19 protein-coding genes are annotated in these 22,118 nt (G+C 60.7%); 6 read left to right on the forward strand and 13 right to left on the reverse strand.

Annotated elements, in window-relative coordinates:
• Positions 1-313 precede the first annotated feature (313 nt).
• The gene (gene trxC / locus SLW74_RS03260) at positions 314-748 is read left to right on the forward strand and encodes a thioredoxin TrxC (RefSeq protein WP_410928126.1); all 435 of its coding nucleotides are present in this window, start codon (positions 314-316) and stop codon (positions 746-748) included.
• Positions 749-884: 136 nt separating this feature from the next.
• Positions 885-1,262: a PAAR domain-containing protein gene (locus SLW74_RS03265; RefSeq protein WP_192130928.1), complete on the forward strand. Its 378-nt coding sequence runs from the start codon at positions 885-887 to the stop codon at positions 1,260-1,262.
• A 28-nt stretch (positions 1,263-1,290) separates the two neighbouring features.
• On the opposite strand, the gene SLW74_RS03270 is transcribed toward SLW74_RS03265, so the two are convergent.
• Positions 1,291-2,073 (reverse strand): ParA family protein, encoded by a 783-nt coding sequence (locus tag SLW74_RS03270; RefSeq protein WP_065986605.1) that lies wholly within the window; start codon positions 2,071-2,073, stop codon positions 1,291-1,293.
• Positions 2,074-2,427: 354 nt separating this feature from the next.
• On the opposite strand from SLW74_RS03270, the gene SLW74_RS03275 reads away from it, so the two are divergent.
• Positions 2,428-2,916 carry a DUF3261 domain-containing protein gene (locus SLW74_RS03275; protein ID WP_369318337.1) on the forward strand — a complete coding sequence of 163 codons (489 nt, stop codon included), beginning with the start codon at positions 2,428-2,430 and terminating at the stop codon, positions 2,914-2,916.
• A gap of 65 nt (positions 2,917-2,981) precedes the next feature.
• On the opposite strand, the gene SLW74_RS03280 is transcribed toward SLW74_RS03275, so the two are convergent.
• Positions 2,982-3,872, reverse strand: a complete 891-nt coding sequence (locus SLW74_RS03280; RefSeq protein ID WP_410928127.1) for a LysR substrate-binding domain-containing protein — start codon at positions 3,870-3,872, stop codon at positions 2,982-2,984.
• 116 nt (positions 3,873-3,988) lie between these two features.
• Between SLW74_RS03280 and SLW74_RS03285 the strand changes: the two genes are divergently transcribed.
• The 3 genes from SLW74_RS03285 (at position 3,989) to SLW74_RS03295 (ending at position 5,949) form a co-directional block, all read left to right on the forward strand.
• Positions 3,989-5,254 carry an MFS transporter gene (locus tag SLW74_RS03285; protein ID WP_410928128.1) on the forward strand — a complete coding sequence of 422 codons (1,266 nt, stop codon included), beginning with the start codon at positions 3,989-3,991 and terminating at the stop codon, positions 5,252-5,254.
• Between the two features lie 102 nt (positions 5,255-5,356).
• On the forward strand, positions 5,357-5,635 hold the full coding sequence (locus tag SLW74_RS03290; protein WP_083233002.1) for a type II toxin-antitoxin system RelE/ParE family toxin: 279 nt from the start codon (positions 5,357-5,359) through the stop codon (positions 5,633-5,635).
• Positions 5,636-5,649: 14 nt separating this feature from the next.
• Positions 5,650-5,949, forward strand: coding sequence for a HigA family addiction module antitoxin (locus tag SLW74_RS03295; protein WP_410928129.1), 300 nt, complete (start codon positions 5,650-5,652; stop codon positions 5,947-5,949).
• Between the two features lie 54 nt (positions 5,950-6,003).
• Here SLW74_RS03295 and hemE read toward each other — a convergent pair whose 3' ends face one another.
• The 11 genes from hemE to SLW74_RS03350 form a co-directional block, all read right to left on the reverse strand.
• Complete coding sequence (hemE, locus tag SLW74_RS03300) at positions 6,004-7,068, reverse strand: uroporphyrinogen decarboxylase (protein WP_410928130.1); 1,065 nt, start codon at positions 7,066-7,068, stop codon at positions 6,004-6,006.
• A 214-nt stretch (positions 7,069-7,282) separates the two neighbouring features.
• Complete coding sequence (locus tag SLW74_RS03305) at positions 7,283-8,701, reverse strand: FAD-dependent oxidoreductase (RefSeq protein ID WP_065986613.1); 1,419 nt, start codon at positions 8,699-8,701, stop codon at positions 7,283-7,285.
• 122 nt (positions 8,702-8,823) lie between these two features.
• Positions 8,824-13,269, reverse strand: coding sequence for a glutamate synthase large subunit (gene gltB, locus SLW74_RS03310; protein ID WP_410928131.1), 4,446 nt, complete (start codon positions 13,267-13,269; stop codon positions 8,824-8,826).
• Positions 13,270-13,627: 358 nt separating this feature from the next.
• Positions 13,628-15,247 carry an SPOR domain-containing protein gene (locus SLW74_RS03315; protein ID WP_065986616.1) on the reverse strand — a complete coding sequence of 540 codons (1,620 nt, stop codon included), beginning with the start codon at positions 15,245-15,247 and terminating at the stop codon, positions 13,628-13,630.
• Positions 15,248-15,257: 10 nt separating this feature from the next.
• A complete protein-coding gene (gene aroB / locus SLW74_RS03320) occupies positions 15,258-16,361 on the reverse strand; it encodes a 3-dehydroquinate synthase (RefSeq protein ID WP_410928132.1) in 1,104 nt (367 codons plus the stop codon).
• A 130-nt stretch (positions 16,362-16,491) separates the two neighbouring features.
• The gene (aroK, locus tag SLW74_RS03325) at positions 16,492-17,010 is read right to left on the reverse strand and encodes a shikimate kinase AroK (RefSeq protein WP_065986620.1); all 519 of its coding nucleotides are present in this window, start codon (positions 17,008-17,010) and stop codon (positions 16,492-16,494) included.
• A gap of 4 nt (positions 17,011-17,014) precedes the next feature.
• Positions 17,015-19,093, reverse strand: a complete 2,079-nt coding sequence (gene pilQ / locus SLW74_RS03330; protein WP_065986738.1) for a type IV pilus secretin PilQ — start codon at positions 19,091-19,093, stop codon at positions 17,015-17,017.
• Between the two features lie 53 nt (positions 19,094-19,146).
• The gene (locus tag SLW74_RS03335) at positions 19,147-19,674 is read right to left on the reverse strand and encodes a pilus assembly protein PilP (protein WP_192130912.1); all 528 of its coding nucleotides are present in this window, start codon (positions 19,672-19,674) and stop codon (positions 19,147-19,149) included.
• Positions 19,671-20,318: a type 4a pilus biogenesis protein PilO gene (gene pilO / locus SLW74_RS03340; protein ID WP_065986624.1), complete on the reverse strand. Its 648-nt coding sequence runs from the start codon at positions 20,316-20,318 to the stop codon at positions 19,671-19,673. The genes SLW74_RS03335 and pilO overlap by 4 nt, the downstream gene beginning before the upstream one ends.
• Positions 20,315-20,884: a PilN domain-containing protein gene (locus SLW74_RS03345; protein WP_192130910.1), complete on the reverse strand. Its 570-nt coding sequence runs from the start codon at positions 20,882-20,884 to the stop codon at positions 20,315-20,317. The genes pilO and SLW74_RS03345 overlap by 4 nt, the downstream gene beginning before the upstream one ends.
• Complete coding sequence (locus SLW74_RS03350) at positions 20,884-21,948, reverse strand: pilus assembly protein PilM (protein WP_065986628.1); 1,065 nt, start codon at positions 21,946-21,948, stop codon at positions 20,884-20,886. Before SLW74_RS03350 ends, SLW74_RS03345 begins: the two co-directional genes overlap by 1 nt.
• Positions 21,949-22,118: the final 170 nt, after the last annotated feature.

The raw sequence follows: 22,118 nt of genomic DNA on the forward strand, positions 1-22,118 counted from the left end.
GGAGGGCGAACAGTTGGGCGAACGGGGGATGCTTTCGGACAATTAGCGCTTGGGGATTCGGCTTAACGCGCGCAGTCAGGGGCTGGGACCAAGGATGAAAGGGGAGCTTGTTGCTTCTTCAGGTTTGAGATTTTGTGAGCGAGGGGTACCCCAGCGAGCGATGAAAAGGTGAGCCAGCTCACACCTCGGATTTGAGGTAGCCAACGAAGCCAGCCATTTACGACGACCCGGCGATAACGGTGAAACCGTAAAGCTTGATAACTCACCCCGCCGGCTCCACCTAGTAGTCATCAACCCTACTCAGGCCTCTGCCATGTCCGATTCCCTGCTGATCCCCTGCCCGCATTGCAACGGGCTCAATCGCATCCCTGCCGCGCGGGTGTCCGACCAGCCGAAATGCGGGCGTTGCAAGCAGCCGGTTTTGCTGAGCAAGCCGTTCAACCTGACGCAGGGCGATTACGCCATTCAGATAAAGGGCGATCTGCCGTTGCTGGTGGACGTCTGGGCCGAGTGGTGCGGGCCGTGCAAATCCTTCGCGCCGACGTTTGAGCAAGCGGCAACTCAGCTAAGCGGTAGGGTTCGCCTGGCGAAGCTGGACAGTGAAGCCAATCAGCAGCTTTCCGCGCAGCTGGGCATTCGCTCGATCCCGAGTTTGATCCTGTTTAAGGACGGTCGTGAAGTTGCCCGGCAGAGCGGCGCGATGCCGTTGCAACAGCTGATGGCCTGGCTGACCAGTCAGGGAATATGAAAGGCGTTTCCTCGGCGATCGAAGTGCGTGACAGCCAGCGCTGTAGGGATGTTCTGAAAGCGCTTCTTTGCCCCGAGTCCGTCGAATTCTGCGTCTAGGCTTCGCCATTCCTATCGGCACCCTGGAGTGGTTAGCAATGACATACGTGGTCAGAGAGGGCGATTCAACGACAACCGGCGGCGTGGTGTTGAGCGCTTCAGGCTCGCACACATGGGAGGAGCGGCGCCTGGCGCGGATGGGCGATCCGGTCTGGTGCGAGGGGTGTGCACAGATCGGCTTCATTGCCCAAGGCAATCCGACCTTCATCGACGAACTCGTCGCCGTGGCGACCCATGGACAGACGGTGCGCTGCGGCTGCGCGGAAGGCACCCATCGCCTGATCGCCAGCCAGGATCAGCTTCAGGCCGACATGGACGCGACCATCGACATTCCCAAGGACATGGCCGAAAAGGCGCGCAAGCGAGCCAAGCACATGACCCGAGCCCGTCGGGAAAGCCACGCGCCGCTGGCCTGAGCCTTGATCTTGCCTCGCATCTCGTCAGTCAGCGATTCCCGGCACCCGTTTCCAGCAAATGATGCAGCTCAATAAACTGCTGAGTCAGCTTATGCCGCGGTTCCAGATGGATCAGCGGCATGTTGGCCTGGTGGGATTCACGCATCTTGATCGAGCTGGTGAGGTAGACCGGCAGCACCGGCAGCCCTTCCGCGATGAGTTCATCAAGGATCTGCTGGGGCAGGCTCGCCCGCGCCTGGAACTGGTTGACGATAATGCCCTCCACCTCCAGATCCTCGTTGTGATCTTCCTTGAGCTCTTCGATTTCTTTCAGCAGCCCGTAAAGCGCCTGACGGGAGAAACTGTCGCAGTCGAACGGAATCAGCACCCGATCCGCCGCGATCAACGCCGACACCGCGTAAAAATTCAGCGCCGGGGGCGTGTCCAGGTAGATGCGCTCGTAATCTTCGCTCAGCTCATCCAGCAGTTTGCGGAGCTTGTTGATCTTGTGCTTGGCTTCCAGCTTGGGCTGCAGATCAGCCAGCTCCGCCGTAGCGGTCACCACATGAAGGTTGTCGAAGGGCGTCTCGTAGATGTCGACCTGGTTCTTTTTAGCCCCAGGCCCGGACGACAAGGTCTGCTTGAAGAAATCGGCGATGCCCATGGGAATCTCGTCGCCAGTCAGCCCGGTCAGGTACTGCGTCGAGTTGGCCTGGGCATCAAGATCGATCAACAGCGTCCGATAACCTTCATGAGCACTGACAGCCGCCAGATTGCAGGCGATGCTGGACTTGCCAACACCGCCCTTCTGATTGAACACCACACGCCGCATGTAAGACTCCCTGTTGCTGTCTAGCTGTGAAGGATCGCCTATGACCCGATGAATGGTCCCGAGTCTAGGCAATCGCGATGAGTAGGGCGAGTCTCTCGGAAAAATCTGACGGCAAGCACCCAGCCTGGAACATCAGAAGTCTGGTTGCACCTACAAAATGATGTCAGACGCCACTGCTCTGCCCCTAAGAGTAGTCCTCAGTAAACTCACTATTTGTTTCAACGTTTGCCTCAGTGCGCTGGCATCGAGATAATGCCCGTCACTCGGTGATGGCGCCGCGCCATAGCCTGTGTCATTTCGGCGACTCGAAGCCCGGGAATACAAATTGTCGGCACACCTGGAAGGTAAAGCTTCATGATTCGCGCTTTGTTGCTGTTATGCGTGCTGTTAGTCAGTGGCTGCGCCAGCCATGCGCCGCTGCCTGCGCAAATACCTCACATCAAATTCCCCGTGCAGCTGCAGGTCCAGCGTGAGCAAGCCAGTCAGCGCGAAGAGTGGCTGATGACGATTCAGAAGGAGCGCCACGGCCTGCGCTTCTCGTTGCTGGACACCCTCGGTACTCCCGTGGCGCGTCAGCAGCTTCGCGAAGAGCGCTGGAAGGCAGACAGCCAACTGCCCCCCAACCACGAGGCAAGGGAGCTGTTCGCCGCCGTGCTTTTCGCCCTGACGTCCCTCGAGGAAGTGCGCTTTGACTACCCTGGCGTGCAGCTGCGTCCCTATGGTCGCAGCCTGGACGATCGCTGGTTTGTCGATTACGCCTCCGCGGGTGTGTTCCGGATCAGCATGGAGAGCGGCGAACTGAAATACGTGGTCACTCCACTCTTGGGCAAGGTGAGCAAATGACGGCGTTGCCCTGCACTCTGGACCATCTGCAATAACGCCATCGGCTTCTACACCGTGCCTCGGCTTCAGCCCGCCTTGCGCGTCACCAGTTCGACAAACGCCTTGGCCATGGGCGATTTCTGATCCTTGCGCTGCACCAGCCACACCGCTGAGGTGGCCTGGGCATCAAGCAGCGTCCGGTACACCACCCCGTCGATGCGCATGCGTTGATAGGACGCCGGCAGCACCGTCACGCCCAGTCCGGCTGCCACCAGACCAATGATGGTCATCGCCTCGCCCGCCTCCTGGGTGAACAACGGGCTGAAACCCGCCTCCCGCGCCAGATCCAGCAACTGCGCGTAGAGCCCGCTGCCGTAGCTGCGCGGGAAGAACACAAACGGCTCACTGGCCAGTTCCCGCAGATAAATGCCGCGTTCCGAGCCCTCGGCCAGTGGATGGTCCGAGCGCAGGATTGCCACCAACGGCTCGTGCAACAGCTCCACGGCGACCAGTGAATCCGGCAGCGGCAGGGGCCGCATGATGCCCACTTGCATCGACTCGTTCTCGAGCCGCTCGGCAACCTCCCGGCTGCTCATTTCCTGAAGCGCCAGGTGCACAGCGGGATAGCGCTGGCGAAACGCGAAGATGGCCTGCGGGATGCTTGAGGTGAACGGCGCGGATGCCGTAAAGCCGATCTTCAGCTCGCCCAGCTCGCCCAACTGCGCGCGCCGAGCGACGTCCGAGGCCTTCTCGACCTGCGCCAGCACCAGACGGGCTTCATCGAGGAACAACCGGCCCGCCTCGCTCAGTTCCACCCGGCGATTGGTGCGCTCAAACAGACGCGCGCCGAGTTCCTGCTCCAGGGCCTGAATCTGCTGGCTCAACGGCGGTTGCGAGATGCCGAGCGCCTGAGCGGCCCGACCAAAATGCAGCTCTTCAGCGACAGCGATGAAGTAACGCAGGTGTCGTAATTCCATGGTCATCCCAGTAGGTCGTGAAACCTATCAAACAGGTCGAACAATATATTGGAAGCAATCGTTAGCCGACTATATTCTTTTGCCACTGCTCCCCGCTCTCCCGTCTGAGGTCACCCGTGAATACTGCTGCATCCCCTTCTGCGTCCGCCGAGTTCACCACTGCGGCCATCCCGTTGGGCGACACGTACATCGAGAAGGACACGCCCGCTTTCATTCGCACGGTGCTGGCGCTGTTTTCTGGCGGTTTCGCGACGTTTGCGCTGCTGTACTGCGTGCAGCCGATGATGCCGGTGCTGTCGCGGGACTTCTCCATCAACGCCGCCCAGAGCAGCATGATTCTCTCGGTGTCCACCGCGATGCTGGCGATCGGGTTGCTCATCACCGGCCCCGTTTCCGACCGCCTCGGGCGCAAATCGGTGATGGTGTTCTCGCTGTTTTCGGCCGCCCTCTTCACCATCGCCAGCGCACTGATGCCGACCTGGGAGGGCGTGCTCATTACACGGGCGTTCGTGGGTTTGTCGCTGAGCGGCCTTGCCGCCGTTGCCATGACCTATCTCAGCGAAGAGATCCACCCGCAGCACATCGGCCTGGCGATGGGTCTGTACATCGGTGGCAACGCCATCGGCGGCATGAGTGGCCGGGTGATCACCGGGGTGTTGAGCGATTACGTCAGCTGGCACACGGCACTGTTGATCATGGGCATCATCGCGCTGGGCGCAGCCGGTGTGTTCTGGAAAATCCTGCCACCGTCGCGCAATTTCCGCGCACGACCGCTCAATGGCCGCAGCCTGCTGGAAGGCTTCGTCCTGCAGTTCCGTGATGCCGGGCTGCCGTGGCTGTTTCTGGAAGGCTTCCTGCTGATGGGCGCGTTCGTGACGCTGTTCAACTACATCGGCTACCGCTTGCTGGCAGACCCATACAACCTGAGCCAGGCCGTGGTCGGGCTGTTTTCGGTGGTGTACCTGTCCGGCATCTACAGCTCGGCGAAGATCGGCGCACTGGCCGATCAACTGGGCCGGCGCAACGTCTTGTGGGCCGTGATCGTGCTGATGCTCGCCGGCGTGGCGCTGACCCTGTTCACCCCGCTGCTGGTGGTGATCGTCGGCGTGCTGATGTTCACCTTCGGCTTCTTCGGCGCCCACTCCGTCGCCAGCAGCTGGATCGGCCGCCGCGCCATCAAAGCCAAAGGCCAGGCATCCTCGTTGTACCTGTTCAGCTACTACGTAGGCTCCAGCGTTGCCGGCACCGGCGGCGGCGTGTTCTGGCACTACGCCGGCTGGAACGGCATCGGCGCCTTCATCGGCACGCTCCTGCTGATCGCCCTCGCCGTTGCGCTGAAACTGGCTAAAGTGAAACCGCTGGCGGTGAATGTGCAGGTTTGAAGGGTGTATGCGTTTTCGCACAAATCGCGGCATCGTTTCACATCTTTCGCGTCTACCTCGCCTGACAGCAAAGCGTGAATAGTTGATTCACGCTTTGCTGCTATGATTAGATCTTTCAAACATAAGGGCCTTAGGGCTTTTTTCCAGACTGGAACCACAAAGGGAATTCGCCCCGATCATGCGAGACGGCTTAGCCAGATCCTTGGTGTTATGGCCTTTGCACGAAACGCTAATGACTTAGATATACCCGGTTTCAGGTTGCATCCTCTGAGGGGTGACCTGACCGGATTTTGGTCTGTATCAGTGAGCGGAAACTGGCGAATTATTTTTAGATTTATCGAGAACGACATCGAATTGGTCGACTATCTCGACTACCACTGACAGGAGTCACTGGCATGAGAATGCATAATCCTCCGCACCCTGGTGAAATCATCCAAGAGATGCTTCCGGAGATGAATATTAAAATTGCCGAAATGGCAAGGCGGCTTCACTACTCTCGCGAGATGTTGTCACGGGTCATCAATTGCCGTGCGCCGGTCAGCCCGGATCTGGCCGTCCGACTGGAACGCGCCGGTCTGAGCACTGCACGAATGTGGCTGGCATTACAGATGAGCCACGACCTCTGGCAGGCCGAGCACCGGGAGCAGCCGCCCATAACGCCGTTGTATATCGCACCGACGATCACTGCAGCCTGAACCCCACACAAAAACGCCCGGCATGTGCCGGGCGTTTTCATAGCTGCAAAGCGCTTACTGGTGATACTTCGCCGACATTTCGTGCACCGCTTCGATGAAGGCGCCGGCATTGGCCGGGTTGACTTCGGGGGTGATGCCGTGGCCAAGGTTGAAGACGTGGCCGGTGCCGCTGCCGTAGCTGGCGAGGATGTTCGAGACTTCCTGGCGGATGGCGTTTGGGTTGGCGTAGAGCACAGTCGGGTCCATGTTGCCTTGCAGCGCGACCTTGCTGCCGACGCGGCGGCGGGCTTCGCCGATGTCGCAGGTCCAGTCCAGGCCCAGCGCATCGGCGCCCGCGTCGGCGATGCTTTCCAGCCACATGCCGCCGCCTTTGGTGAACAGGATGACCGGCACTTTGCGCCCGTCGTGCTCACGGATCAGGCCGTTGACGATCTTGCGCATGTAAGCCAGTGAGAATTCCTGATACGCCGCAGCCGAAAGGCTCCCGCCCCAGCTGTCGAAGATCTGCACCGCCTGGGCGCCTGCCAGAATCTGGCCGTTCAGGTACGCCGTGACCGATTGTGCGAGCTTGTCGAGCAGCAAGTGCATGGCCTGCGGGTTGTCGTAGAGCATGGCCTTGGATTTACGGAAGTCCTTGGACGAGCCGCCTTCGACCATATACGTCGCCAGGGTCCACGGGCTACCGGCGAACCCGATCAGCGGCACACGGCCGTTGAGCTCGCGGCGAATGGTGCTGACCGCGTCCATGACGTAGCCGAGGTCTTTCTGCGCGTCAGGGATCGGCAGCGCTTCGATGTCAGCCAGGGTGGTGACGGTTTTGCGGAAGCGCGGACCTTCGCCGGTTTCGAAGTACAGGCCCAGGCCCATGGCATCGGGAACGGTGAGAATGTCGGAGAACAGAATGGCGGCGTCGAGCGGATAGCGCTCAAGGGGCTGCAGGGTAACTTCACAGGCGAACGCCGGGTTCATGCACAAGCTCATGAAGTCTCCGGCCTTGGCGCGACTGGCGCGGTACTCCGGGAGGTAGCGGCCGGCCTGGCGCATCATCCATACAGGCGTGACGTCAACAGGCTGCTTGAGCAGGGCGCGAAGGAAACGGTCGTTCTTCAGGGCAGTCATGTCGGCATCCGGAAAAAAAGTGCGGGCATTTTCTCAGACACCAACATAAAAGGCACGGTCGGTGCCGTGCCTTTTATTTATCGGGGCGATTTGTCGCATCAATGCAGCGGCGAGCTTCAAGCGGCAAGCTTCAAGTAAAAGCAGATCAGCGTCTGCCATTAGCTTGTGGCTTGGCGCTTACCGCTTACCGCTTACCGCTTGCAGCTTGCGTCAACTAGACGCCCAGATAATCCAGAATCCCTTCAGCCGCGTTGCGGCCTTCAAAGATCGCCGTCACCACCAGATCAGACCCGCGCACCATGTCGCCGCCGGCGAAGATCTTCGGGTTGCTGGTCTGGTGCTTGAACTGGCCCTGCTCCGGCGCCACGACACGGCCCTGGCTGTCGACCTGGATACCCTGCGGATCGAACCACAATGCCGGGCTTGGCCGGAAGCCGAAGGCGATGACCACGGCATCCGCCGGGATGATCTCTTCGGAACCCGGAATCGGCTCCGGGCTGCGACGGCCTCGCGCATCCGGCTCGCCCAGGCGCGTTTCGACGACTTTCACGCCTTCGACCCGATCCTCGCCCACGATGGCGATGGGCTGACGGTTGTACAGGAACCTTACGCCCTCTTCCTTGGCATTCTTCACTTCCTTGCGCGAGCCCGGCATGTTTTCTTCGTCGCGACGATAGGCGCAGGTCACTGACTTGGCGCCCTGGCGGATCGACGTGCGGTTGCAGTCCATCGCCGTGTCACCGCCGCCGAGTACCACGACCTTCTTGCCCTTCATGTCGACGAAATCTTCCGGCGACTTTTCAAAGCCCATGTTGCGGTTGACGTTGGCGATCAGGAAATCCAGCGCGTCGTGCACGCCCGGCAAATCTTCACCGGGGAAGCCACCCTTCATGTACGTGTACGTGCCCATGCCCATAAACACCGCGTCGTACTCTTCCAGCAACTGCTCGACGGTGATGTCCTTGCCGATCTCGGTGTTGAGGCGGAACTCGATGCCCATACCGGTGAACACTTCGCGGCGATTGCTCAGCACGCTCTTCTCGAGCTTGAACTCGGGAATACCGAAGGTCAGCAGACCGCCGATTTCCGGGTTCTTGTCGAACACCACCGGCTTCACGCCGCCACGCACCAGAACGTCAGCGCAACCAAGACCCGCAGGCCCTGCGCCAATGATTGCCACGCGCTTGCCGTTGGGCACGACGCGGGACATGTCCGGGCGCCAGCCCATGGCGAAGGCCGTATCGGTGATGTACTTCTCGACCGAACCAATGGTCACCGCGCCGAAGCCGTCGTTGAGGGTGCACGCGCCCTCGCACAGACGATCCTGCGGGCACACACGGCCGCAAACTTCCGGCAGGGTGTTGGTCTGGTGCGACAGCTCGGCGGCCGCGAGGATGTTGCCCTCGGAGACCAGCTTCAGCCAGTTGGGAATGAAGTTATGCACAGGGCATTTCCATTCACAGTACGGGTTGCCGCAACCCAGGCAACGGTGCGCCTGATCGGCGGACTGCTGAGGCTTGAAAGGTTCGTAGATTTCCACGAACTCTTTCTTGCGCTGACGCAGCAGTTTCTTCTTCGGATCTTTACGCCCGACTTCGATGAACTGGAAGTCGTTACTGAGACGTTCAGCCATGGTGTTAGAACTCCTGACTACAGCCCCAAGCGCCACGCTTGAAGCTGCAAGAAAATCATGTTCGCAGGCACTCGCGCGCTGCCGTTAACTGGCGGCTTGAAGCTTGCCGCTCGCAGCTGCTGTTATTGCGGATTCGCGCGGGTGCTGGACAACAGCGACTTCAAGTTGGCTGCCTTCGGCTTCACCAGCCAGAAGCGGCGCAGGTAGTCGTCCAGGTTTTCCCAGAGATTGCGGCCCCACTCACTGTCGGTTTCGGTCACGTATTCGGCCAGCACGCGCTCCAGATGGCTGCGATAGGCTTCCATCGCTTCGCCGCTGATGCGCTGGATCTCGACCAGTTCGTGGTTGACCCGGTCAACGAAGGTGTTGTCCTGGTCGAGCACGTAGGCGAAGCCGCCGGTCATGCCTGAGCCGAAGTTGTAGCCGGTCTTGCCCAGCACGCAGACGAAACCGCCGGTCATGTATTCGCAGCAGTGATCGCCCGTGCCTTCCACAACGGTGTGAGCGCCGGAGTTACGCACCGCGAAACGCTCACCTGCCGTGCCCGCCGCGAACAGCTTGCCGCCGGTCGCGCCGTACAGGCAGGTGTTACCGATGATGGCGCTGTCCTGGGTCTTGAACGGGCTGCCTTTCGGCGGCACGATCACCAGCTTGCCAGCGGTCATGCCTTTGCCGACGTAGTCGTTGGCGTCGCCTTCCAGGTACATGTTCAGACCGCCGGCGTTCCACACGCCAAAGCTCTGACCGGCCGTGCCCTTGAAGCGGAAAGTCACCGGCGCGTCGTTCATGCCCTGGTTGCCGTGGAGCTTGGCGATTTCGCCGGAAATCCGCGCACCGATGGAGCGGTCGCAGTTGCAGATATCCAGTTCGTAGTCGCCGCCGCTCTTGGCCTGAATGGCAGAGATCGCCAGTTCCACCATCTTCTCGGCCAGCAGGCCTTTGTCGAACGGCGGGTTGCGCTCGACCTGGCTGAACTGCGGCTTGTCGGCTGGAATATGGTCGCTACCCAGCAGGGGCGTCAGGTCCAGATGCTGCTGCTTGGCGGTTTCACCCGGCAGGATGTCCAGCAGGTCGGTACGCCCGATCAGCTCTTCCAGCGAACGAACGCCCAGCTTCGCCAGCCACTCGCGGGTTTCTTCAGCCACGTAGGTAAAGAAGTTGATCACCATGTCGACGGTGCCGATGTAGTGGTCCTTGCGCAGCTTGTCGTTCTGGGTCGCGACGCCGGTGGCGCAGTTGTTCAGGTGGCAGATGCGCAGGTATTTGCAGCCCAGCGCGATCATTGGCGCCGTACCAAAGCCGAAGCTTTCGGCGCCAAGGATGGCTGCCTTGATCACATCCAGGCCGGTTTTCAGGCCGCCGTCCGTCTGTACCCGGACCTTGCCGCGCAGGTCGTTGCCGCGCAGGGTCTGGTGGGTCTCAGCCAGGCCGATTTCCCATGGCGAGCCCGCGTATTTGATGGACGACAGCGGCGACGCACCGGTGCCGCCGTCATAGCCGGAGATGGTGATCAGGTCGGCGTAGGCCTTGGCCACACCGGCCGCAATCGTGCCCACGCCTGCTTCAGCCACCAGCTTGACCGAGACCAGCGCGGCCGGATTGACCTGCTTGAGGTCAAAGATCAGCTGCGACAAGTCTTCAATGGAGTAGATGTCATGGTGCGGCGGCGGCGAAATCAGCGTCACGCCCGGCACTGCGTAACGCAGCTTGGCGATCAGGCCGTTGACCTTGCCGCCCGGCAATTGACCACCCTCGCCCGGCTTGGCGCCCTGGGCGACTTTGATCTGCAGCACGTCGGCGTTGACCAGGTACTCAGGCGTTACGCCAAAACGGCCGGTCGCGATCTGTTTGATCTTGGAGCTGCGGATGGTGCCGTAGCGCGCCGGATCTTCGCCGCCCTCACCGGAGTTGGAGCGCGCGCCCAGGCGGTTCATCGCCTCGGCCAGCGCTTCGTGGGCTTCCGGCGACAGCGCGCCCAGCGAGATACCCGCCGAGTCGAAGCGCTTCAAAATGGCTTCAAGCGGTTCGATTTCATCGATGCCCAGCGGCGTGTCGAGCTCTCTGACCTTGAGCAGGTCACGGATCATCGACACCGGACGGTTGTCCACCAGCGCTGTGTATTCCTTGAATTTAGCGTAATCACCCTGCTGAACGGCGGCTTGCAGCGTCGCCACCACATCAGGGTTATAGGCGTGGTATTCGCCACCGTAGACAAACTTCAGCAGCCCGCCCTGCTGGATCGGCTTGCGCGCGCTCCAGGCTTCGAAGGCCAGAGCTTTCTGCTCGGCTTCGATATCGACGAAACGCGCGCCCTTGATGCGGCTCGGCACGCCACGGAAGCTCAGGTCACAGACTTCTTCCGACAGGCCAATGGCTTCGAAAAGCTGCGCGCCACGGTACGAAGCGACGGTCGAGATGCCCATCTTCGACAGGATCTTCAGCAGGCCTTTGGTGATGCCTTTGCGGTAGTTCTTGAAGACTTCGTACAGATCGCCCAGCACTTCGCCGGTACGGATCAGGTCGCCCAGCACCTCGTACGCCAGGAACGGATAGACCGCCGAGGCGCCGAAGCCGATCAGCACGGCGAAATGGTGCGGATCGCGTGCTGTTGCGGTCTCGACCAGGATGTTGCTGTCGCAGCGCAGGCCTTTTTCGGTCAAACGGTGATGCACCGCACCGGTGGCCAGCGACGCGTGAATCGGCAGTTTGCCCGGCGCGATATGGCGGTCGCTCAGGACGATCTGGGTCTTGCCCGAACGCACGGCCTCTTCAGCCTGATCGGCGATGTTGCGCACGGCCGCTTCCAGGCCCATGGCTTCGTCGTAGTTCAGGTCGATGATCTGACGATCAAAGCCCGGACGATCCAGAGTCATCAGCGAGCGCCACTTGGCCGGGGAAATGACCGGCGAGCTGAGGATCACGCGAGACGCGTGCTCCGGCGACTCCTGGAAAATGTTGCGCTCGGCACCGAGGCAGACTTCCAGCGACATGACGATGGCTTCGCGCAGCGGGTCGATCGGCGGGTTGGTGACCTGCGCGAACTGCTGACGGAAATAGTCGTACGGCGTACGGACACGACGCGACAAGACCGCCATCGGCGTGTCATCGCCCATGGAGCCGACCGCTTCCTGACCCTGCTCACCCAGTGGGCGCAGGATCTGATCACGCTCTTCGAACGTGACCTGGAACATCTTCATGTACTGCTTGAGCTGATCCGGGTTGTAGAACGCCGAACCGTGGTCGTGGTCTTCCAGCGTCGCCTGAATACGCAGGGCGTTTTTGCGCAGCCACTGCTTGTACGGATGGCGCGACTTCAGACGGCTGTCGATGGCATCGGTATCGAGGATCTGCCCGGTTTCGGTGTCCACGGCGAAGATCTGGCCCGGACCGACACGGCCCTTGGCGATAACGTCTTCCGGCTTGTAGTTCCACACGCCGATTTCCGACGCGAGGGTGATGTAGCCGTTCTTGGTGGTGACCCAGCGCGCAGGGCGCAGGCCGTTACGGTCCAGCAGGCAGACCGCATGGCGACCTTCGGTCATGACGATGCCGGCCGGGCCGTCCCACGGTTCCATGTGCATGGAGTTGAATTCGTAGAACGCGCGCAGATCCGGGTCCATGGTTTCGACGTTCTGCCACGCCGGCGGCACGAGCATGCGCACACCACGGAACAGGTCGATGCCACCGGTCACCATCAGCTCGAGCATGTTGTCCATGCTCGAAGAGTCCGAGCCCACGCGGTTGACCAGCGGGCCCAGCTCGTCGAGGTCCATCAGGTCGTTGGTGAACTTGGTGCGACGGGCCTGGGCCCAGTTGCGGTTACCGGTGATGGTGTTGATCTCGCCGTTGTGCGCGAGGAAGCGGAACGGCTGTGCCAGCGGCCATTTCGGCAGGGTATTGGTCGAGAAGCGCTGGTGGAACACGCAGATCGCGGTTTGCAGGCGTTCGTCGTTGAGGTCCGGGAAGAATGCCGTGAGGTCACGCGGCATCATCAGGCCTTTGTAGATGATGGTCTTGTGGGAAAAGCTGCAGATGTAGTGGTCAGTGTCGGCGGCGTTGGCCACTGAGGAGCGACGACGTGCGCAGAACAGCTTGATCGCGAATTCCTGATCGCTCAGGCCTTCGCCGCCGATGAACACCTGCTCGATCTTCGGCAGACGCTCGAGGGCCAGGCGGCCCAGCACGCTGGTGTCGATCGGCACCTGGCGCCAGCCGATCAGGGTCAGGCCGGCCGCCAGGATTTCACGGTTCATGTTTTCGCGGGCGGCTTCGGCCCTGGCGTCGTCCTGATTGAGGAAGACCATGCCAGCGCAATACTGACGCGGCAGGTCAACGCCGAAATGCTCGGTGGCCACTGCACGCAGGAAGGTGTCCGGTTTTTGCATCAACAGCCCGCAACCGTCACCGGTCTTGCCGTCGGCGTTGATACCACCACGGTGGGTCATGCAGGTCAGGGCTTCGATAGCCGTCTGCAACAGGTGATGACTGGGCTCGCCTTGCATATGGGCGATCAGGCCGAAACCACAGTTATCCTTGAATTCTTCTGGATGGTACAGACCTGCTTTCATAGACACATTCTCACCAGGCTGCCCCTTAACGAGGCAAATTTCTTTTCAATTCAACCATTTACCATCCACGCCGAACGTATGCCGGCTTTGCGGGAGCAAAAGGGAGGTCATTGTACACAGCGACACAAGTCCTCACAAATTTGACGACGAAGTGTCGCAAATTTATGTCGCATTCATGAAAGGTTTTATATCGATTCTCGTGCTAGCCAGAGCTTTTTTGCGAGTCTGACCAATGAGAGCCCGAAGATCAATGCGCGTCTGAGACGCAGACACCGTAAGGCGCGCTGCTCGTTGGCAGCACGCTCATGCGTGATATCGGGAGGGCCAAGCGAGGGACCTGGATAAGGTCCCTGCATCATCAGCGGGCGGCGGCGAGTTCCTGTTGGATACTGCCGACAGTACGAGGCCAAGGTTTACCAGCCTGAACCTTCTCTGGCAAGGCCTTGATAGCGGTCAGTGCCGCATTGCGGTCTGCGAAGCTGCCGTACGTCACCACGAACAGAGGCTTGCCCTGCAGGGTTTTCTTGAAGTAACGGTACTCGGCGCCCTGCTCTTTCACGTAGCTCTGAGCGGTGGCTTCGGAGCTGGTGCCGAGGATCTGCACCACGTAATGCGTCGGTGCCTGACCCGCATACCAGCCGCTGCCCGCCGCGCCAGACGCTGCGGCTGCCGGCTTGGCCGCCGGTGCCGGGGCAGGTTTGGCGGTGGCCACCTGGGTCGGCGCCGGCGCAGGTTTCGCGGCAGGGGCCGGAGCGGGCGTCGGCTTGGCGGCCGGGGCCGGACGCGTTGCCGGGACCGGCTGCTGCGCCACGGTCGGCGCAGGGCTTGCTGTCGCGCCCACCGGTGGCGCAGTGGTGGTCACGGTCGGCGGCTGCAGCGATTGATTAGCCGCAGGACCGCCATCTTCGCCATCACCCTCGCCCGAGCCTGCGGCCTCAGCCAGCGGCGCTCGGGTCGCAGGTTGCGAGCCATTCATAGGGAGCGGCATTGGCTGCGAGTTACCGGCGAACTCGATGGCCGGGCCACCGTTGTTCGATTGTTGCGCAGGCGCCTGGCCCTGACCCAGAGGCAGTTGAGCCTGGGAGTTGGCTGGCGCCGTGGCAGGAGCGTTGCTGCGGCCTGGAATCAGCCACGCCGCGAGAACGGCCGCGACAACAACCCCACCCAAAGCCAACACGTGTTTCTTAGGCATTTTGAACCCCATACTTGGACGCTTGACCGCAGAGCGGCTGGCAATCATGGCTTCGATCATCGAATCGCGCGCGACCTGGTTGATCGCGCCTGGCCATCCACCGGACTGCTCGTGGATATCAGTGATCTGCGCGGCGCTGAACAACTCAACACCCTGCCCTGCGCCTTCGAGACGCTGAGCCAGATACTCACGGGTTTCTTCTTCGGTGTACGGCGCCAGCTCGATAACGTGGAAGCGTTCTTCCTCGGTACCGCTCTCGGCGCACAGCTGATCCAGGCGATCAATGATCGAAGCCTCGCCGAACAGGAAGACATGCGGACGCCCTTCCGGGGTGCCTGCTGCCAATCCCAACAACGCTTCGAGTGCGGATTCGCCCAGTTGTTCGGCATCGTCCACCAGGATGTAGACTTCCTGGCCGGTCAGCGCCAACTGCACGACTTGCGCCAGGATCGGACGCATTTCCGCTTGAGCAACGTTCAGCGCCTGAGCAACCTGGCGCAACACGCCCGTCGCATCACCGGCGCCGCGCGCGGACACCACAACGCTCTGCACCGACTGCTTGTTGGTACTCGCCACCAGCGCCTGACGCAACAGCGTTTTGCCGCTGCCCTGAGGCCCGGTCACGACCAGCAGCAGCTGGCTGTAGCGCGCGAGGTGATGCAGCTGGCCCAGCACGGGCTTGCGCTGTGCGGGGAAGAACTTGAAGCCGGGAACCCGCGTTGCAAAGGGGTCATGACTCAACTGGTAATGACCGAGGAAGGCCTCATCGGCGTGCAAACTAGTCATGGATTTCTCATTAACCTCTAAGCTGATCCACCAAGGCGCGGTAGTCCGCGACCAGTGTGGCCTGTAGTACTTCTTGTGGATATTCGTCAGTTACCACTGCTTCACCGATGCGACGCAACAGCACCAGGCGCAGACGACCGTCAATGACCTTTTTGTCCACCGCCATGTGCTCGAGGAAGTGCTCGGGCGTCATGTCTTGCGGCGGAACCACCGGCAAGCCGGCGCGCTGAAAAATACGGATGCCGCGGTCACGTTCCTGCTCGCTGATCCAGCCCAGACGCGCCGACATTTCCAGCGCCATCACCGTGCCTGCCGCCACCGCCTCGCCGTGCAGCCACACGCCGTAACCCATGTGGGTTTCGATGGCATGGCCGAAGGTGTGGCCGAGGTTCAGCGTGGCACGCACACCAGACTCGCGCTCATCGGCGCCAACGACAGCCGCCTTGGCGGCGCACGAGCGCTCGATTGCCCTCGTCAGTGTGACCTGATCCAGCACGCGCAGCTTGTCCATGTTCTCTTCGAGCCACGTCAGGAACGGTTCGTCACAGATCAAACCGTATTTGATGACCTCGGCAAGACCGGCGGACAGTTCGCGTTCAGGCAGGGTGTTCAGCGACAACGTGTCGATTAGCACCGCATTGGGCTGATAGAAAGCACCCACCATGTTTTTGCCCAGCGGGTGATTGATGCCGGTTTTGCCACCGACCGAAGAATCGACCTGGGAGAGCAGTGTGGTCGGCACTTGAATGAATTCGACGCCGCGCTGGTAACAGGCAGCCGCAAAGCCGGCCATATCACCGATAACGCCTCCGCCCAGCGCAATCACCGTGGTGCGGCGGTCGTGGCGTGCGGTGAGCAACGCGTCGAAGATGGTTTGCAGGGTTTCCCAGTTCTTGAAGGCTTCACCGTCGGGAAGCACGATCGGCAAGACGCTGTAACCGGCGAGGGATCGGGTGAGGCGTTCCATGTAGAGCGGCGCAACGGTGGCGTTGGAGACGATCGCCACCTGTTTACCGGCAATGTACGGCTTGAGCAACTCGGGCTGATCCAGCAAGCCTTCGCCGATATGGATCGGGTAGCTGCGTTCGCCAAGCTCGACCTTGAGTGTCTGCATGTGTCCCCACGCTGTTAACAATTGGTTGCCTGTGCACGTCTTGAAAAACGCCAACACCGGCTATGGCGCAAGGCCATGTAGCGACCCCACTTTTGATGGTCGCCGAGGATAGCGCATTTCCGTCTGCGCTTTAACGGGGAGGAAGCTCGGCCAGCAGAGCGAGGATGTCGATAACCACCATTCGCGGGGGCCGCTCATCGGTTTCGATGATGACATCGGCGATCTCGCGGTACAGCGGATCGCGGATAGCCAGCAGTTCGCGCAGCACCCGGGCCGGGTCAGCCGTGCGCAACAATGGGCGATTGCGATCCCGCGAGGTCCGGCCCACCTGCTGCTCAACGGAAGCGTGCAAATACACCACCCGACCACCGGCATGCAGGGCGCGGCGATTTTCTTCGCGCATGACTGCGCCTCCGCCGGTTGCCACGACTACGCCGTCCAGTGCGGAGAGCTCGGCGATCATCGCCTGTTCACGATCACGAAAACCCGCCTCGCCTTCCTTGTCGAAGATCCAGGGAATATTGGCGCCCGTTCGCAGCTCGATTTCCTTGTCGGAATCCTTGAACGGCAGTCGAAGCTCTTTGGCCAGCAAGCGGCCGATGGTGCTTTTACCAGCCCCCATCGGCCCCACAAGAATTAAATTTCGCACAGAATCAACGACTCACAGCAATCGCCTGGTTGTTCATGATACGCGGAGTGAGAAACACCAACAGCTCGGATTTTGACTCCGAAACCACATCGCGCCGGAAAAGGCGGCCAACATACGGCACATCGCCTAAAAATGGCACCTTGTCGACGACTTTACTCTGCGTATTCGAGAACACGCCACCAATTACGATGGTCTCGCCATCGGCCACCAGCACCTTGGCGTTGACTTCGTTTTTCTTGATCGGTGGCACACCCAGCACCGTATTCACGTAGTCAGGCTCATCTTTCGTGACCTTGACCTCCATGATGATGCGGTTGTCAGGCGTGATCTGCGGGGTCACTTCCAGGGACAGCGACGCCTCTTTGAACGACACCGACGTCGCGCCGCTGGAACTGGCCTCCTGATACGGCACTTCCGTACCTTTCAGGATTTTCGCGGTTTCCTTGTCCGAGGTAACGACCTTGGGCTGCGAGACCACTTCGCCGTTGCCGCTCTTCTCCATCGCCGTCAGTTCGAGATCGAGAATCGTGTTGTTAGTCAGGAAGCCCAGGCCGATCGACGAAGTGGCGTCGGTTACGCCCATGTCGACGTAAGGGCCATTGGTCGCCGAGGCGCCTGTCACCGTGCCACTGCCGCCGGTGGTGAAATTGCCCTTGCTGCTCGAACCACCCCAGCGCACGCCCAGAGACTTGTCGTAATCGACGTTGGCCTCGACGATGCGCGCCTCAATCATCACTTGGCGCACCGGAATGTCCAGTTGCGAAACGATGCGGCGCAGCTCGTCCAGACGGTCCTGGGTCTGGTAGGCAATGATGTTGTTGGTGCGCTCATCGACCGTAATCGAACCGCGCTCATCGGTCTTCGATTCAGCGCTGGTGACCGACTGGAACAGCTTGGCGATGTCGGCCGCCTTGGCGTAGTTGACCTGCAGCAACTCGCGACGCAGTGGGGCCAACTCGGAAATCTGCTTCAGGGACTCCAGCTCTTGACGCTCCCGCGCGGCGATCTCGTCGGCCGGACCGACCAGCAAGACGTTGCCGATCTTGCGCTTATCCAGGCCTTTGGTCTTGAGCACCAGATCCAGCGCCTGGTCCCACGGCACGTTCTGCAGGCGCAGGGTGATGCCGCCTTGAACGGTGTCGCTCGCCACGAGATTGAGGTTGGTGAAGTCGGCGATCAGTTGCAGCACCGAACGCACGTCGATGTCCTGGAAATTAAGCGACAGTTTCTCGCCGGTGTAGACCAGTTTCTCCGAGTTGCGGCGCTCCTGATCTTCGTTGGTCAGGGGACGCACGCTAATGGTCAGCTTGTTGTCGGTCTGGTAGGCGGAGTAGTCGAACGCGCCGGACGGCTCGATGGAAATACTGGCCTTGTCACCCGTGGCGCTGGAATTGACGAACTGCACCGGGGTCGCGAAATCCTTGACGTCCAGACGTACGCGCAGGGGTTCAGGCAACTGGGTTTTGGCGAAGTCGACGCGGATCTTGCCGCCCTGCTCCTGAATGTCCGGGGCAATGCCGGTGTCGCTCAGCTCGATGATGACGTTGCCTTCACCCAACTCGCCGCGCTGGAAGTCGACGTTTTTCACCGACCGTGGGCCTGGCGCGTACGAGCGGGCAACAGGTTTTGCCGATTGCGCGGCCGGCACACTCACTCGCGCCGCGCCCATGGCGGTACTTGGCTGCGAGCCCTGGGCCGCAGCAGCGCCCTGGCCCACGACCACGAACAGGTTGTTGCCGTCGACACGCGAGCTATAGGGCGCGAGCGTGGTGAGGTTGATGATCACCCGCGTGCGGTCCTTGGCTTCGACGACCACAACGCTGTGGGCGTTGCCTGAACCCAGGTCACGGCTTTTGATTGCCAGTTGGCTGGTCACCCCCGGCAGGTCCAGCGCGATTCGTGCCGGCTGCTCGGTGGTGTAGCCGCGCGGCGCCGCCACCGGACCGTCGAAGGACAGTTTCAGTTCGACTCGATCCCCCGGCAATGCGGCGACATCCAGCGTCTTGAGGTTAGCCGCCTGGACAACCGGTGAAAGCATCGCCATCCCTAGCGACAGGCCGATAATCGAAAGAATCCTGTTCATGTTCACATTCCACCACTGTGCAGATCCGAAGGTGCTTCGCTTGCTTGCCGTCTTCATGAGCGTTCCTTGAGGGAAATACTGAGCGGTCGCTCAAGCCACGCGCCCTCTCCATCCGGAACGATTTCCATCACTTGCACCGCCGAGTCGGTGATCGCCGTGATCCGGCCATCGTTACGCCCCAGGTAATCGCCCACTTTCACCCGATGCACGCCCCCCGCCCCGCGAAGCAGCGCGAACGTGCCGGTTTCATTGCTCAACGTGCCGACCATTTCGAAGGAGTCGATGTTGAAGCCTTCGAGGAACTGCTTCACCCGCGTCGGATCAGGCTGCACCAGGTGCGAGCCCTTCGGACGGTTAACCAGATCGATCTTGATCGGCGGCTGAAACGGACTGCGCAAACTCGCCGCCGCATAGGTAAAGGCCTCATACGGCCGGAACTTGGGCATCGGCTCGATGGTGCCCACCGGCCGTGCGCGCACCTCGGCCATGAACTGCTTGAGATCGTCAAACTCATTCGAGCTGTCGCAACCCGCGAGCCCCATCAGCGTGACGCCGACGCACAACCAACGCACCGCGCTCATTTCGCTGGCCCTTTCGTGTCAACGTTCTGAAGACCTTTGTCGTTATACCGGTAGGTCTTGGCAAGGATGCTCATGCGCAGCTTTCCGGGGGACTTGGCGTCCAGCGGTTTGATCTCGAAGTCATGCAGCGTCACGATTCGTGGCAGGCTGGCGACGCCACTGGCGAAGGTCGCGAGGTCGTGATAACTGCCTGTCACGGTAATCTGGATCGGCAATTCAATATAAAACTGCTGAGCCTCTTCAGGGAGCAGCTTGATCTCCTCGAACTCCAGGCCGCTGCCCAGACCGGTGCGGGTGATGTCTTCAAGCAGGCCGGGGACTTCAGTGTCGCTCGGCAACTGCCGCAGCAAGGCGCCGAAGGTGTTTTCCATCTCCACCATCTGGCTCTTGTAGGCCGCGAGGTTGGCAGCCTGGTAGGCCTTGGTCGCGAACTGCTCTTTCAGCGCCGTCTCTTCGCCACGGGCCTGATCGAGCTGAGTCTGCATGTCCTGTATATAGAAGAAGTACCCACCGGCCAGCACCAGCGCCAGCAACAGCGCGCCGGCAATGGTCTTGACCGCAGCAGGCCATGAACCCAGGTTATTGATGTCCAGGTCGTTAAGGTCGATCTTTTTGAGGCTATCGAGCCAATCATTCATGCTCATGGCTTGACCCCCTCAACGGCTGGCTGCGTCTGGCGCACCGTCAACTGAAAGGTGTTGGTCTGATCCACGCCACCCGCCGCAGTGTTCGCCTTGACCTCGGTCAGACTCGGCGACTCCAGCCAGTCAGAGGCATCCAGATTCCGCAGCAGGTCCGACACCCGGTTATTGGATTCGGCAGCGCCGGAAATGCTGATCATCTGGCCGGTCATCTTCACGTCGTTGAAATAGACGCCATCGGGGAGGGTACGAGCCATCTGATCGAAGATGCGCCCGATGATCGGCCGGTTGCCCTGCAGGTCCTGAATGATCTTCATCCGCTCCAGCAATTGTTTGCGACGCGCCTTGAGCTCACTGATCTCTTTGATGCGCGCGTCGAGCTGGACGATTTCGGTCCTGACGAATTGATTGCGGGCGTTCTGATGGGCGATGGCACTGCTCAAATATTGATCAGCCAAAAGAATGGCGCCGATGCCCAGCACCAGCACACCGGCCAGCGCCAGAATGAAGCGCTTCTTGCGCTCCTCGCGCTGCTGCTCACGCCAGGGAAGTAAGTTGATCCGTGCCATCAGTCGAAGCTCCTCAGGGCCAGACCGCACGCGATCATCAGTGCAGGCGCATCGCTGGCGAGCGCGCCGGCGTTGACCTTGACGCTCAGCGCCATGTCGGCAAAGGGGTTTGCCACCAGCGTTGGCGTGCCCAGGCGCTCCTGGATCAGCCGATCAAGACCGGAAATAGAGGCGGTGCCGCCGGCCAGCATGATGTAGTCGACGCGGTTGTACTGCCCGGCCGCGAAGAAAAACTGCAGCGAACGGGACACCTGCTGCACCACGGCGTCTTTGAACGGCTGCAGAACTTCCATGACGTAGTCGTCGGGGAGCCCGCCCTGCTTTTTCGCAAGCCCGGCCTCGCTGACGGACAAACCATAACGGCGCTGGATTTCTTCGGTGAGCTGGCGACCGCCAAATAATTGTTCGCGGGTATAAATGATGCGGCCATTGTGCAGCACGCTGAGGGTGGTCATGGTCGCGCCGATGTCGATGACGGCGACCGTCAACTGTTCGTGGTCCTGGCCCAGTTGCGCAGACAACAGACCGAACGAGCGCTCCAAGGCATAGGCTTCAACGTCGACGACGCGAGCGGTCAGCCCGGCCAGTGCCAGCGCGGCTTCGCGAACTTCTACGTTTTCCTTGCGGCAAGCGGCCAGCAATACTTCGACGCGTTCGGGATTACGCGTCGAGTAGCCTTGGACTTCGAAATCGATGGCGACTTCTTCCAGCGGATAGGGAATGTACTGGTCGGCCTCGATCTTGAGCTGGTTTTCCATCTCGTCGTCGGAAAGGCCTGCGTCCATCTCGATGGTCTTGGTAATAACAGCCGAACCTGCAACGGCAACCGCCGCGATTTTGACGTTACTCTTGGCTTTTACCAGCAGACGCGTCAAAGCACTGCCGACACCTTCGAGCTCCGCGATGTTCTTTTCGACCACTGCGTTGGCCGGCAGCGGTTCGACCGCATAAGACTCGACCTTGTAACGGTTGCCGGACCGACTTAGCTCCAGGAGCTTGACCGAGGTGGAGCTAATATCGATCCCTAGAAGGGTGTTGGCCTTCTTACTGAAGAGTTCGAACACAACCGATTCCCTATGCGTTTCCGTCACTTACGGATGATTTCTAGTCCAGTGCCACTGTCGGCTGACTTGACAGTAGCGCAAATAACGCTCGACGACGAAAAATGCTTATAATGCCCAGCGTTTTTTTCGTGTAGCGAAGCTTCAAGGCGTGTTCATTTGTAAATGCCTGC

The sequence above is a fragment of the Pseudomonas sp. W5-36 genome (genome assembly GCF_046540455.1).
Classification (GTDB): Bacteria; Pseudomonadota; Gammaproteobacteria; order Pseudomonadales; family Pseudomonadaceae; genus Aquipseudomonas; species Aquipseudomonas graminis_B.

Coding starts and splice junctions, on each gene's coding strand:
- hemE (WP_410928130.1), bottom strand. CDS start 7,068: ATGACTGCCCTGAAGAACGACCGTTTCCTTCGCGCCCTGCTCAAGCAG.
- SLW74_RS03275 (WP_369318337.1), top strand. CDS start 2,428: ATGATTCGCGCTTTGTTGCTGTTATGCGTGCTGTTAGTCAGTGGCTGC.
- aroB (WP_410928132.1), bottom strand. CDS start 16,361: ATGCAGACACTCAAGGTCGAGCTTGGCGAACGCAGCTACCCGATCCAT.
- SLW74_RS03335 (WP_192130912.1), bottom strand. CDS start 19,674: ATGAGCGCGGTGCGTTGGTTGTGCGTCGGCGTCACGCTGATGGGGCTC.
- SLW74_RS03270 (WP_065986605.1), bottom strand. CDS start 2,073: ATGCGGCGTGTGGTGTTCAATCAGAAGGGCGGTGTTGGCAAGTCCAGC.
- pilQ (WP_065986738.1), bottom strand. CDS start 19,093: ATGAACAGGATTCTTTCGATTATCGGCCTGTCGCTAGGGATGGCGATG.
- SLW74_RS03305 (WP_065986613.1), bottom strand. CDS start 8,701: ATGGCTGAACGTCTCAGTAACGACTTCCAGTTCATCGAAGTCGGGCGT.
- pilO (WP_065986624.1), bottom strand. CDS start 20,318: ATGAGCATGAATGATTGGCTCGATAGCCTCAAAAAGATCGACCTTAAC.
- SLW74_RS03315 (WP_065986616.1), bottom strand. CDS start 15,247: ATGACTAGTTTGCACGCCGATGAGGCCTTCCTCGGTCATTACCAGTTG.
- SLW74_RS03290 (WP_083233002.1), top strand. CDS start 5,357: ATGATTAGATCTTTCAAACATAAGGGCCTTAGGGCTTTTTTCCAGACT.
- SLW74_RS03265 (WP_192130928.1), top strand. CDS start 885: ATGACATACGTGGTCAGAGAGGGCGATTCAACGACAACCGGCGGCGTG.
- SLW74_RS03345 (WP_192130910.1), bottom strand. CDS start 20,884: ATGGCACGGATCAACTTACTTCCCTGGCGTGAGCAGCAGCGCGAGGAG.
- SLW74_RS03295 (WP_410928129.1), top strand. CDS start 5,650: ATGAGAATGCATAATCCTCCGCACCCTGGTGAAATCATCCAAGAGATG.
- trxC (WP_410928126.1), top strand. CDS start 314: ATGTCCGATTCCCTGCTGATCCCCTGCCCGCATTGCAACGGGCTCAAT.
- SLW74_RS03280 (WP_410928127.1), bottom strand. CDS start 3,872: ATGGAATTACGACACCTGCGTTACTTCATCGCTGTCGCTGAAGAGCTG.
- gltB (WP_410928131.1), bottom strand. CDS start 13,269: ATGAAAGCAGGTCTGTACCATCCAGAAGAATTCAAGGATAACTGTGGT.